This is a genomic window from Pseudoalteromonas sp. BSi20480 (assembly GCF_000241365.1).
Classification (GTDB): Bacteria; Pseudomonadota; Gammaproteobacteria; order Enterobacterales; family Alteromonadaceae; genus Pseudoalteromonas; species Pseudoalteromonas marina.
Window position 1 is genome coordinate 1 of record NZ_BADX01000016.1, and the last position, 12,525, is coordinate 12,525.

The following is a 12,525-nucleotide window of genomic DNA, read 5'->3' on the forward strand; positions in this document are numbered from 1 at the left end:
TTTTTTATTGCCTTTAATTTAGGTAAGTTATGCAGCCTTCGGTGTTATTAATTGTGAAAATTAATAAGCAGAGTGAATAACACACATAATTTGAGAAATTAATGCAGCAAACACACACTTCTTGGAAATCTCACGTAGGCGCACTAGGCCCTGGTATTTTAATGGCAACCGCAGCAATTGGTGGGTCTCACTTAGTTGCATCTACTCAGGCTGGCGCGCTATTTGGCTGGCAACTATTTTGGTTAATACTGGCTGTTAACGTATTAAAATATCCGTTTTTTCGCTTTGGTATGGAATACACCTTAGCCACTAAAAACAGTTTAGTAGAAGGCTATAAAAACAAAGGCCCGGTGTATTTTTATAGTTTTATTGGCTTGAACATATTGGCAGCAGTTGTTAATACCGCAGGCGTATTACTACTTACCGCCAGCTTACTGCATTACGCACTGCCTGTAGTGATAGAGGTAACCCTGCTATGTTGGATATTGCTCGGTGTTTGCTTAGCCATATTATTGTTAGGTCACTTTAAAGCGCTTGATAGCGTTGCTAAAGGCATTATGGGGCTCTTAACGCTCGCTACTGTTATTGCGCTAGTTATCGCATTTAGTAACGGCCCAATGGCGCCAGCTGACTATATTGGCCCGTCACCGTACGAACTTGCTATGCTCAGCTTTATGGTCGCGTTAATGGGCTGGATGCCAGCACCCATAGAAATATCGGCCCTCAGCTCGCTATGGCTCAAAGAAAAACAAACTCAGCAAACGGTCACTAAAAACCAAGGCTTGTTTGATTTTAACGTAGGCTATTGGCTAACAGCCTGCTTAGCATTGGTATTTTTTAGCTTAGGTGTGCTGGTGCAATATGGGCAAAGCAGTAATATAGAACTTGGCGGTGTTGCCTTTGCTAAACAGCTTATTGATATGTACGCACTGACTATTGGCGAGTGGGCAAGGCCGCTGGTATCAGCTATTGCTTTTTTATGTATGTTTGGCACTACACTTACCGTGCTTGACGGCTACGCACGTACACTTAACGAGTCACATAAATTGCTTGGTTTTGGGCAATCAAAACACAGCCTAAATATTTGGTTAATACTACAAGCACTTGCAGGTATGGCCGTTATTTTATTTTTAAATCGGCCCTGGGGCCAATGCTTACTTTTGCCATGACACTTGCTTTTGTCACTACTCCCGTTTTTGCATGGCTTAACTTTAGCCTTGTGCGATCAGAGCCCGCCATTAAGCACAGCGTATTACTGCGTAGCTTAACGTGGTTAGGCTTAGTGTATTTAGTTGGTTTTGCTGTTGCGTTTGTGGTGTGGAAGCTAGCAGCTTAAATTTCGCTATTTACTTAAGGGCTTTACTTAAGTGCATTAGTTAAAGCCCTAAAGCATTAAATTCAAGGGTTAAACGAGGCATAAATGGATATAAGAACAGGCGAGCTTTCAAACCCCCACGTTATAAAGTTACTACAAGCGCATCATAACGATATGCTAAAACACTCACCTGCTGAGAGCGTACATGCACTGGATGTAACTAAACTTACTCAGCCCGACATAACCTTTTATAGCTTATGGATTGATAATAACTTAGCGGGTGTTGGCGCATTAAAAGTGCTCAATGCCACGCATGGCGAAATTAAATCAATGCGCACCTCAAGTAACTATTTACGCCAAGGCATAGCCGCTAAGTTACTCACGCACATTATTGAGCAATCAACACGGCGAGGGTATAAAAAGTTAAGCCTAGAAACTGGAACAGCAAAAGCATTTTTACCTGCGCAAAAGCTTTACACTCAATTTGGTTTTAAAGAGTGCGAGCCGTTCGGTGATTATGAGCTAGATCCGTATAGCTTGTTTATGAGTAAAGTGCTTTAAAGTGAGTAGGGGATATTATGGTTTATAACGTTGAACTGAAAGCTCCAGCACGGGATGAATTTGCTAATTTACGTACACAAGTAAAGTGGCAAAACCCTGACGATAAAACATTAAAAGCAAGCATCGAAAACTCATTGTTTTGGGTCACTGTATACGACACGGATAAGTTGATAGGCACTGGCAGAGTGGTTGGTGATGGCGCAATGTATTTTTATATTCAAGATATAATTGTTGCGCCAAGCTATCAAAAACAAGGCATTGGTCATTTAGTAATGACCCACATTGAAAACTACCTAAGCAGCACCAGCTCTAATGGCGCTACAATCGCTTTATTAAGTGCTCACGGTAAAGAAAACTTTTATACACAATATGGTTATGTAAAACGCGATGGCGATAGTTTAGGGTTTGGAATGTGTAAATTTATTAGCAAGTGATAATAAATATTGCTGAATTTTTTATATTTTCCATTAACTCTGTAAGTCGGGTTGTTTCTAGTTAATTCATCATTATCGTCGGATGGCGTGGCTTCGCCACTTATCCGACCTACGTCTAAAGGTAGGTTGGTTAAGCCAAAGGCGTCACCCAACAAAGTTATAGATTCACGGCTGAAGCTCCGCTGCTAGCGCTGAGCTGAGGTAAATTAATATCTAACTCAGCTCTTTTATCGCGTTACTTATTCCATCTAAACTCAGCGGGTACATTCTGTTATCCATCAGCTGCTTAATAAAATCAATTGATTGATAATACGGCCAGTGTTCAACCGGTTGTGGGTTGAGCCACGCTACTTTATCGAAATGGTTAGTTATGCGTGATAACCATGCACTGCCTGGCTCTTCGTTGTAGTGCTCTACCGAGCCGCCAGGGTAGGCTATTTCGTATGGGCCCATAGTGGCATCACCCACAAATATGACTTTGTAGTCGCTAGTAAATTTATTAATCAGCGTCATGGTGTCTATTACGTTTGAATGGCGGCGTTGGTTATCCTGCCAAACGTGTTCGTATAAACAGTTATGAAAGTAGTAAAACTCTAAATGCTTAAATTCACTGTGGGCGGCGCTAAATAGTTCTTCGCAGGTATGAATGTAGTCATCCATTGAACCGCCAATATCAAACAGCATTAATACTTTTACAGCATTGTGGCGCTCGGGTGCCATTTTTAAATCCAGCATGCCGCCTTGCTTGGCGGTTGCGCGAATGGTCTCGTTTAAATCCAGGGTGTCACTTGCGCCGGTGCGGGCAAATTTGCGCAGCTTTTTAAGGGCGAGTTTTATAGTGCGTGAGCCAATTTCGCGGTCTGAATCTAGGTTACGGTATTCGCGCTTGTCCCACACTTTTACCGCTTGGCGGTTGCGGTTGCCGTCTTGTCCTATACGCACGCCCTCAGGGTTATAACCATACGCGCCAAAAGGAGATGTACCACCGGTGCCTACCCATTTATTACCCCCTGCGTGGCGTTTTTGTTGCTCTTCTAAACGCTCTTTCAGGGTTTTCATGAGCTCGTCGAGCCCACCCATCGCTTTCAGTTGGGCTTTTTCTTCATCGCTTAGTTTTTTTCAAACTCTTTGCGAAGCCAATCTTCAGGTAAGTTGTGCTGTTGCTTTAAACTCTCGAGTAGGTCTAAGTCGGCAATACCGCTAAAGTAGTCGCTAAAGGCTTTATCAAACCTATCAAAATGGGTTTCGTCTTTTACCATTATGGTGCGGGCCAAATGGTAAAAGGCATCTACGTCGGCAAATATAACGCCTTTTTTTAAGGCGTTAATTAAATCGAGTAGTTCGCGCAGGCTTACCGGTAAACGGTATTCACGTAATTTGAAGAAAAACGCAATCAACATATTAACGGCGGCTCATAAACGCGAGTTTTTCGATGAGGCTTATGTCTTGCTCATTTTTAAGCAGTGCGCCAAACATCGGCATTAAGCCGCCTTTTTGGCTTTTGTCGTGCAATGTTTTAGCGTCTATATCCTCTGCCATTAAAAGCTTTAACCAATCCAGTAATTCGCTGGTGGAGGGCTTCTTTTTAAGGCCGTTGGCTTCACGTAAGTTAAAAAATACTTCTAATGCTTGGCGTACTAAATCTTGTTTAACGTTAGGGTAGTGCACATCAACAATTTGCTGCATTTCTTCGCTGCTTGGAAAGTCAATATAATGAAAAAAACAGCGGCGTAAAAAGGCATCAGGCAGCTCTTTTTCGTTATTTGAAGTGATGATCACAATAGGGCGCTCTTTTGCGATAATGCGCTCACCTGTTTCGTAAACGTGAAACTCCATTTTATCAAGCTCAAGCAGTAAATCGTTTGGAAACTCAATGTCGGCTTTGTCTATTTCGTCAATGAGTAAAACTGGGCGTTTGCCGTTAAGCTCGGCATAGGTAAATGCTTGCCACAGCTTACCTTTAACAATGTAGTTGCCAATATCATGCACGCGCTCATCACCTAGCTGGCTGTCACGCAAACGCGATACGGCATCGTATTCGTATAAACCTTGCTGTGCTTTGGTGGTCGATTTAATGTGCCACTGAATAAGCTCGGTGTTTAAACTTTTCGCAAGCTCTTCGGCCAGCATCGTTTTGCCTGTACCAGGTTCACCTTTAATAAGTAATGGTTTTTCAAGCTTAATAGCAGCATTTACAGCCTGTTTTAGCGAGCTGCTTGCGATGTAATTGTCAGTAGAATTAAATTGCACGGTGTACCCTTGTCTGGTCTGAGCAGTATTGAATGGGGTTATAATGCCACAGTTAATCTGCAGGTCCAAGGTAGGCAAAACGAGGTATAGTTTTGCCCTCTTTTTCAACGGTTTCTAAAAACATACTAAGTGGTCGTGCCCAAATACCGAACTCACCATATAAGGCTTGATATATCACCAATTGTTCGTCTGTTTCGCTATGTGTTGCCTGATATAAAACTTTGTACTGCGGGCCTTTGTAGTGTTGATATAAACCCAGTTTTAGTGCTGTAGTCATGCTTCAATCTCTTGTATAATTTGTGTTTGCACTTTTAATGCTAACTAATTTGCCAATATTATGAACTATATTTCGTTAGATGATTACAGAAAAGCGTGGGTTTTTCGCCATAAAGACATTCCGGTATCAAGTGATGACGCAGCTAAAATAAAACCAATGAGCGACGAACGCGCAGCTGTGCTTTGGAGCACAATGGTAAGCCGGGAGTTTGACCACCCCGACTTTTTTGATGACAGTATGTGGTGCGGCCAAGATAAAAGCTTTAGTGATGAAGTTAACTGGGAAGCAGCTTGGGAAAATGGCGATGCTTTACCACCTCAAGAAATTTTAGAGTTTTTAGGGTGGGAAGCAAATACCACGGTATATTTTTGTATGGCGCGCGATAATGTTATTGAAACAACGTTTGACGTATTTAAACGTAATTGGCAAAACTTTATGTTTTTAGCCGATGGCAGTTTACTAGTTGGTAAAAAGCGCAACAGTGTTGTGCAATTTTTAGAGTCGGGTAAAGCTAAGTTAGGTGAAAAACCAAGCGCTTAATTTATTATGTGTGCTTAAAAACTATTCAGTACTATGTTATAAAACAGTTATCTGAATGTTTTTGAGTAAAGCAATTGGTCGCGAAAAATCAGTCACTTGGTGAACAGCAGCAAGTTGAAATTTGGCAAACTGATGCGCAAAAGGCGCTTTATGCGCAGTTGTGCAATGCATTTTATCAGCGAGAAGTTCAGCGGCTAGTCGCCGAACCTAATGCCGATAAGCTGCGTAGGCAGTTAAAAAGTTTGCCTTATTACATTGAACGAGCTGCATCGCTTGTAGTAAACGGGCATTCGCCTTTTACGCTTGATGCACAAAATGGCTCGTGGCTCGAAAAACAAAAAGCAACGCCGCCCGATGTAAATAAACAAGCCAATGAACTTTTTTTCAAGCGCATGCCAAAGTGGGACTAATTGTTCCGGTGATAGTAAACCAGTATGACAAATTACACCTTAGGATAGACAGTATTGATCAGGTGTCAGAAAACAAGTTGCATTGCAACGAGCTAGGGTGGTTTGATTTTTTAGGTAACGGCCTAGAGCAGCAATATGCACAACTTTTAAAGCCAAGTAAGTTGAGTTTAGCTGCAGCGTGCTGTGGGCATCAGTGGCAGTTTTCAAAGCGTTGCACACCACGTGTATTATCATTACGTGAAATGCTACTGGCAGGGAATATTAATTGGCGCAATATAAAACGCCCATTAGCTTAGTTAAGTTAAAACTTTTAAATTATTAAATAAGGAGTGTTAAATGCGTGTTTTTCAAGTGTGCTTACTGTGCTTAGCACTGTTTGTTCAATACAGGTTATGGTTTGGTCAAAATGGTGTGCAAGATTACTCGCGCTTAAAAGGGGCGGTGGCAACCCACCAAGACACTAACGAAAAGTTGATAAAACGTAATAAAGTGCTCAAAGCCGACATAGAAGATTTAAAGCTTGGTCTTGAGGGCATTGAAGAACGTGCCCGAAACGAATTAGGAATGATTAAGCCGGACGAAACATTTATTCGTGTTTTACCGGGCAACCAATATGAGAAATAAACAAACTATCGTTGCGATTGTACCCGCAGCAGGTGTAGGCAGCAGAATGCAGCACAATGCACCTAAACAATATATACAGTTAGCGGGTAAAACAATTTTAGAACATACCCTAACTAAATTATCTCAATTACCACAACTGCAAACTATTGTTGTTGCTCTTAGCGATACAGACCCATACTTTAGTGAACTACCATTAACCGATGCGCGCATTGTTCGTTCAAGTGGTGGCAAAGAACGTGCTGATTCAGTACTTAATAGTTTGTTATTTTTAGCACCCAATCCCCCTGATTGGGTATTAGTGCACGATGCAGCGCGCCCATTGGTTGACCTAGCAGACATTGAGCGCCTTATCAGTGAGTGCCTTAGTACAAATGAAGGCGGAATTTTAGCCACTAAAGTAAAAGACACCATCAAACGCGGCGATACACACTCAAAGCAAACTGTCCCCCGAGACGACCTGTGGCAAGCGCTTACCCCTCAATTTTTTAAGTACAGTGACCTTAAAAATGCGCTGCAAAATGCGCTACAAAGTGGGGTGCCTATTACCGACGAAGCCAGTGCAATTGAGTGGGTAAACAAACCAGTAAAACTTATAGCGGGTCGTAGTGATAATATTAAAATAACCACGCCAGAAGATTTAGCTTTGGCAGGGTTTTTATTAAATAAACAACAAAACGAGAGTGCAGTATGATACGAATTGGCCATGGTTTTGACGTACATAAATTTGGCGGCGAAGGCCCGTTAACTATTTGTGGCGAAAAAATTGATTACCCACAAGGCTTTTTAGCACACTCAGATGGCGATGTAGCTATTCATGCATTATGTGATGCTATTTTAGGTGCGCTCGCTATGGGCGATATTGGTAAGCACTTTCCTGATACAGCGAGCGAATATGAAAATATAGACAGCCGCATTTTGCTTCGTCATGTTGTTAAGTTAGCTAAAGAGCAAGGCTATGTATTAGGAAACGGCGATGTCACCATTGTGGCACAAGCACCAAAAATGCTGCCGCACATACAGGCTATGCGTGTAAATCTAGCTAATGATTTAAACTGCGATCTTAGCCAAATAAATGTTAAGGCTACGACAACTGAAAAGTTGGGCTTTGAAGGACGTAAAGAAGGTATTTCTAGTCATGCCGTGGTTATTATGAGTAAAGAGCTTGCGAGTACAAAAAACGCATGAGCGACTTAAATTATTTATACGGCGCACCGCTTTCAAAAGCTGACTTTAAAACCACTGCAGAAGACTTTATGGTAGATGAAGATCTAGGTATAGAGTTTACAGGTAACGGTGAGCATGTATGCTTGCAGGTGGTTAAAAAAGGCGAAAACACACAATACGTGGCTAAAATTATCGCGCAAAAAGCAGATGTATCCCCTCGCGATGTAAGCTACGCGGGCATGAAAGATCGTCATGGTGTATGTAGCCAATGGTTTAGTGTAAAAGTGCCCATTAAAAAGCATATAGATTTTACAGAGTTAAATAGCGAAAGCATTTTTATAGTGTCGCAACAGCGCCACGAGCGTAAATTACGCACCGGTTGCCACAAGGGCAATAAATTTACCATTACTCTTCGTAATGTTACCGAGCCGCTTGATATATTATGCCGCATAAATGCTGTGCGTGCTGGTGTGCCAAATTACTTTGGCGAGCAGCGTTTTGGCCGCGATGGGCATAATTTAGTTATGGCCGAAAAAATGTTTGCCGGCGAACGTATTCGCGATAAGAAGTTACGCGGTATTATTATTTCAGCTGCGCGTTCACATATTTTTAATCAACTTGTAAGTTTACGTGTAAAAGAACACGGTTTAGCTAAAACTATGCACCGCGAAGTATTTATGCTCAGCGGCAGTAATGCATTTTTTGAAGATGCAATTAACGACGAAAACATAGCACGTTTAGCCTCTGGTGATATTGTAATGTCGGCACCAATGGCAGGCAAAAGTGATAAAGGGTTAACTGAGCAAGAAAAAATATGGCTTAAACCCTATCAGGCTTGGTGTGAAGGCCTGGGTGAATTAGGGCTTAAAAACGAGCGTAGAATGTTGCGTTTGATTCCTGATAACTTGGCTGTAGAAACACTTGATAACACCACACTTAAGCTGAGCTTTGGTTTACCTAAAGGATGTTTTGCAACCGCATTACTACGTGAGCTGGTGGACTATACAGATGCAAGTCCAAAAGAGCGAAAAGAAAAGGATAATGGCATAAATGAAGATACTGTTAAGTAACGATGATGGCGTTAATGCTAAAGGCATAGCGGTCTTATATAACGCGCTTACAAAAATTGCAGACGTCACTTTGGTGGCACCCGATCGCAATTGCAGTGGTGCAAGTAACTCGCTCACATTAATGAACCCATTGCGTGCAACAACTCTTGAAAATGGGTTTATGTCAGTTAATGGCACGCCAACCGATTGCGTTCATTTAGGTGTTAATCAGCTTGTTGACCAAAAACCAGATTTAGTTGTGGCAGGCATTAATCATGGCGCCAATTTAGGTGATGATACGCTTTATTCAGGCACTGTTGCTGCAGCGACCGAAGGTCGTCATTTGGGGTTGCCTGCTATTGCAGTTTCACTTTGCTCACACAATGGCGAGCACTTTGAAACAGCAGCCGCGGTAACAGTTAATATAATTAAAGAACTTGCATCGCACCCATTACCAAAAGACCAAATTATTAATGTTAATGTGCCAGATGTTCCGCTAAGTGAATTAAAAGGTGTGCAGGTTACGCGTTTAGGCGCTCGGCATAAAGCTGAAACTATGACCAAGCAAACAGACCCTTGGGGTCGAAGTATTTACTGGTATGGCTCGCTTGGCACAGAGAGTGATGCAGGTGAAGGAACTGACTTTTACGCCATTAATAATGGCTTTGCATCGGTGACACCACTCAGTGTTGATATGACCGCACACAATAGCATTAAGGCAGTTGGGGACTGGTTATCTAATTTGGAGATAAATCGTGCTCGCTAATTACACGCGAAGTGCGAAAGCGTTATCAGATTTACTTAAACGTGAAGGTGTTGAGGATCAAGGCGTACTTGATGCTATTGCAGGTATACCTCGTCATTTATTTATTGACGACGTGTTGCAGCATAAAGCTTATGAAAATACAGCGCTACCTATTGGGCAAGGGCAAACTATTTCGCAGCCTTATATTGTAGCCCGTATGACGGAGCTTTTGAGGTTGGCCGGTGTGCGCGATAAAGTATTAGAAATCGGCACGGGCTCTGGCTATCAAACAGCGGTATTGGCTAAAACGTTTACTAAAGTTTATTCTGTTGAGCGGATCAAAGCTTTGCAATGGCAGGCTAAACGGCGTCTGCAGCAGCTTGATTTATACAATGTAACAATGAAACATGGAGATGGCTGGCAAGGTTGGCAATCTCAAGCACCATTTGACGGCATTATTGTTACGGCTGCGGCTGCCACCTTACCTCAAGGTTTGTTAAGTCAACTCGCCGATGGCGGTGTATTATTAGCGCCGGTTGGCGAAGCTGATCAAAAATTAATAATGGTTATTCGAAAGGGCGAAAGCTTTACAGAGCATGTTATTGCACCAGTAAGATTTGTACCTTTGGTACCTGGTGATATTGAATAGGAATTCACTTTGAAGTTGTTTACTAAGTTGTACGATATGGCCCTAGTATGGGCAAAGCACCGCCATGCGGAGCGTTATTTAGCAGGAATGAGTTTTGCCGAGTCTGTTTTTTTCCCTATCCCACCCGATGTAATGTTAGCGCCAATGTCGCTGGCTCAACCTAGTAAGGCGTGGCGTTTTGCTAGCTTCGCAACGATTGCATCTGTACTGGGCGGGGTAATTGGCTATTTACTTGGTTTTTGGCTTTTTGAACCTGTTGTAGAGCCGCTAATTGCACAGATGCATTGGCAAGAAAAGTTTGATGTAGCATTAAATTGGTTTAAAGAGTATGGCGTTTGGGTGGTGTTCTTAGCTGGTTTTTCACCCATACCCTATAAAGTATTTACAATTGGTGCGGGCGTTTTACAGATGGCGTTTTTACCATTTTTAATTGCTTCAGCAATCGGGCGCGGTGCTCGGTTTTTTCTAGTTGCTGCGCTTATGAAATGGGGCGGAGCGCAAATGGAGAAAAAATTACGTCAGTATATTGAAGTGCTTGGCTGGGGATTAGTAATATTAATAGCCGTTGCGTACTTTTTGTTGCGTTAAGCTATATAAAATAATGTTACTTAAACATGGAGAAAAGCACGATGAATAGACAATTTATGCTTTATGTTGCTTTGTTCATTAGTGTTTTTCTTTTTGGTTGTTCATCTCGCCATGTTCCAGCGCCCGTTAGTAGTTTAAATAATAATGTTAATGAATCAAACCATTTAATTAACATTGTAGATGGCAAATATACAGTACAAAAAGGGGATACACTTTATTCAATCGCATTTAGCGCAGGAAAAGACTTTAGAGAACTTGCTAAAAACAACTCAATTTCAAGTCCTTATGTTATATATCCAGGCCAGTCAATCTCTCTCTCTCCCACTATCAAAAAAATTAAAAGCTCAAGAAAATATACGAATTCGAGTAAAAAGTCTAGAAAAAACATGCAAAATAATAACAAAAAATTAAAGAAAGGACTTGAACAGCCAAAAAAACGAGAGTATGTTCAAAAACAAGCCAAATATAAAGTTAGTAACCAAAAGCAGTTGTCGAGCGGTAAATTAAAGTGGTTTTGGCCAGCAAAGGGCAAAATTACCAAACGCTTTTCTAATAAGGAAAACGGCTATAAAGGCTTACAAATTACTAATAAAATGGGGGCTACAGTTTTAGCCGCTGCACAAGGAACGGTGGTGTATGCGGGTAACGCGCTTCGAGGTTATGGTAATTTAATCATTTTGAAACATAACGATGATTACCTAAGTGCTTATGCACATAACTCGAAATTACTTGTAAAAGAAAAGCAAAAAGTTAAGGCAGGACAAAAAATAGCAGAAATTGGCAATTCAGAGTCTTCGGTTACCGCGCTTCGCTTTGAGATTCGTTACCGTGGGAAAGCTGTCAATCCTGCTAAATACCTTCCTTAGATTTTAGGTATTGATAATTGCTCTGGAGAAGGCTTATGGCTAGCGCAGCAAAGATTGAAAAAAATATCAGCAATGACGACAAGTTTGATGAAAACACCGTTGAAGAAGCAACACCGTTACTTGAAAAAGTAGATGACGAAGACATATTTGCCAAAGAAGAAGTGACTAAAAACCTAGATGCCACCCAACTTTACTTAGGTGAAATAGGCTTCTCTCCATTATTAAGCGCTGAAGAAGAAGTATTTTTCGCGCGTAAATCCCTCAAAGGCTGTGAAGCCTCTCGTAAACGTATGATTGAGAGCAACTTACGTTTAGTTGTTAAAATTGCACGTAGATACAATAACCGTGGACTAGCGCTACTCGATTTAATTGAAGAAGGTAATTTAGGGTTAATTCGTGCTGTTGAAAAGTTTGACCCTGAACGCGGGTTTAGATTTTCAACCTATGCAACATGGTGGATACGTCAAACAATTGAACGCGCCATTATGAACCAAACACGCACTATTCGTTTGCCCATCCACGTAGTGAAAGAGCTAAACGTTTACTTACGAACAGCGCGAGAGCTAACCCAAAAACTCGACCATGAGCCAACTGCTGAAGAAATAGCTGAATGCCTAGATAAGCCAGTTGAAGACGTAACCAAAATGTTACGTTTGAATGAAAAAATAGCGTCGGTTGATATGCCAATTGGTGGCGAAAACGACAGCGTGCTGCTTGATATTTTACCTGACGAAAAAGGCAACGGCCCTGAAGGTGAAGTGCAAGACACAGAAATTAATAAACACATTGTTGATTGGTTAGGAGAGTTAAACCTTAAGCAACGTGAAGTACTGGCGCGTCGGTTTGGATTACTCGGCTATGAGCCATCTACACTTGAAGATGTAGGTAGGGAAATAGGACTAACACGAGAGCGAGTAAGACAAATACAAGTTGAAGCTCTACGTCGTTTAAAAGATATTTTGCAACAAGAAGGGTTAAGCACAGATAGTTTATTTAATCAATTTTCTTAATAATAAATGTAAGACCTTAAAAGACTTGAATAAAAAATAGCGA

The 12,525-nt window shown here is 41.5% G+C and carries 14 protein-coding genes and 3 pseudogenes; 14 read left to right on the forward strand and 3 right to left on the reverse strand.

The annotated features are described in order from the left end of the window. Nucleotides 1-101: 101 nt before the first annotated feature. The 3 genes and pseudogenes from P20480_RS15835 to P20480_RS15825 all read left to right on the forward strand — a co-directional run bounded on the left by P20480_RS15835 (nt 102) and on the right by P20480_RS15825 (nt 2,310). Nucleotides 102-1,336, forward strand: a pseudogene (locus P20480_RS15835) (NRAMP family divalent metal transporter). An 84-nt stretch (nt 1,337-1,420) separates the two neighbouring features. Further along, nucleotides 1,421-1,876: a GNAT family N-acetyltransferase gene (locus P20480_RS15830; protein WP_008126867.1), complete on the forward strand. Its 456-nt coding sequence runs from the start codon at nt 1,421-1,423 to the stop codon at nt 1,874-1,876. Between the two features lie 17 nt (nt 1,877-1,893). After that, nucleotides 1,894-2,310: a GNAT family N-acetyltransferase gene (locus tag P20480_RS15825; RefSeq protein ID WP_008126869.1), complete on the forward strand. Its 417-nt coding sequence runs from the start codon at nt 1,894-1,896 to the stop codon at nt 2,308-2,310. Between the two features lie 213 nt (nt 2,311-2,523). Here P20480_RS15825 and P20480_RS17540 read toward each other — a convergent pair. The 3 genes and pseudogenes from P20480_RS17540 to P20480_RS15815 form a co-directional block, all read right to left on the reverse strand. Beyond that, nucleotides 2,524-3,710 (reverse strand): annotated as a pseudogene (locus P20480_RS17540) (vWA domain-containing protein). 1 nt (nt 3,711) lies between these two features. Continuing rightward, on the reverse strand, nt 3,712-4,560 hold the full coding sequence (locus P20480_RS15820; protein WP_008126874.1) for an AAA family ATPase: 849 nt from the start codon (nt 4,558-4,560) through the stop codon (nt 3,712-3,714). 52 nt (nt 4,561-4,612) lie between these two features. Beyond that, complete coding sequence (locus P20480_RS15815; protein WP_006791952.1) at nt 4,613-4,837, reverse strand: DUF1653 domain-containing protein; 225 nt, start codon at nt 4,835-4,837, stop codon at nt 4,613-4,615. 60 nt (nt 4,838-4,897) lie between these two features. On the opposite strand from P20480_RS15815, the gene P20480_RS15810 reads away from it, so the two are divergent. The 11 genes and pseudogenes from P20480_RS15810 (at nt 4,898) to rpoS (ending at nt 12,482) form a co-directional block, all read left to right on the forward strand. Continuing rightward, nucleotides 4,898-5,377 (forward strand): DUF2947 domain-containing protein, encoded by a 480-nt coding sequence (locus P20480_RS15810; protein WP_006791953.1) that lies wholly within the window; start codon nt 4,898-4,900, stop codon nt 5,375-5,377. 74 nt (nt 5,378-5,451) lie between these two features. Further along, nucleotides 5,452-6,083: pseudogene (locus tag P20480_RS17545) on the forward strand (hypothetical protein). Nucleotides 6,084-6,123: 40 nt separating this feature from the next. Then, entirely contained in the window at nt 6,124-6,411 is a 288-nt protein-coding gene (ftsB, locus tag P20480_RS15805) for a cell division protein FtsB (protein ID WP_006791955.1), read from the forward strand. Further along, a complete protein-coding gene (ispD, locus tag P20480_RS15800; RefSeq protein ID WP_008126883.1) occupies nt 6,401-7,102 on the forward strand; it encodes a 2-C-methyl-D-erythritol 4-phosphate cytidylyltransferase in 702 nt (233 codons plus the stop codon). The genes ftsB and ispD overlap by 11 nt, the downstream gene beginning before the upstream one ends. Then, nucleotides 7,099-7,596 (forward strand): 2-C-methyl-D-erythritol 2,4-cyclodiphosphate synthase, encoded by a 498-nt coding sequence (gene ispF, locus P20480_RS15795; RefSeq protein ID WP_008126885.1) that lies wholly within the window; start codon nt 7,099-7,101, stop codon nt 7,594-7,596. The genes ispD and ispF overlap by 4 nt, the downstream gene beginning before the upstream one ends. Next, complete coding sequence (gene truD, locus P20480_RS15790; protein WP_008126887.1) at nt 7,593-8,645, forward strand: tRNA pseudouridine(13) synthase TruD; 1,053 nt, start codon at nt 7,593-7,595, stop codon at nt 8,643-8,645. The genes ispF and truD overlap by 4 nt, the downstream gene beginning before the upstream one ends. Next, nucleotides 8,626-9,390, forward strand: coding sequence for a 5'/3'-nucleotidase SurE (surE, locus tag P20480_RS15785; protein WP_006791959.1), 765 nt, complete (start codon nt 8,626-8,628; stop codon nt 9,388-9,390). The genes truD and surE overlap by 20 nt, the downstream gene beginning before the upstream one ends. Further along, nucleotides 9,380-10,018: a protein-L-isoaspartate(D-aspartate) O-methyltransferase gene (locus tag P20480_RS15780; RefSeq protein WP_008126889.1), complete on the forward strand. Its 639-nt coding sequence runs from the start codon at nt 9,380-9,382 to the stop codon at nt 10,016-10,018. The genes surE and P20480_RS15780 overlap by 11 nt, the downstream gene beginning before the upstream one ends. Nucleotides 10,019-10,027: 9 nt before the next feature. Further along, nucleotides 10,028-10,606, forward strand: a complete 579-nt coding sequence (locus P20480_RS15775; protein ID WP_008126892.1) for a YqaA family protein — start codon at nt 10,028-10,030, stop codon at nt 10,604-10,606. A 41-nt stretch (nt 10,607-10,647) separates the two neighbouring features. Next, nucleotides 10,648-11,472 carry a peptidoglycan DD-metalloendopeptidase family protein gene (locus P20480_RS17550; protein ID WP_033024935.1) on the forward strand — a complete coding sequence of 275 codons (825 nt, stop codon included), beginning with the start codon at nt 10,648-10,650 and terminating at the stop codon, nt 11,470-11,472. A gap of 35 nt (nt 11,473-11,507) precedes the next feature. Next, nucleotides 11,508-12,482: an RNA polymerase sigma factor RpoS gene (rpoS, locus tag P20480_RS15770; RefSeq protein WP_006791963.1), complete on the forward strand. Its 975-nt coding sequence runs from the start codon at nt 11,508-11,510 to the stop codon at nt 12,480-12,482. Nucleotides 12,483-12,525 lie beyond the last annotated feature (43 nt).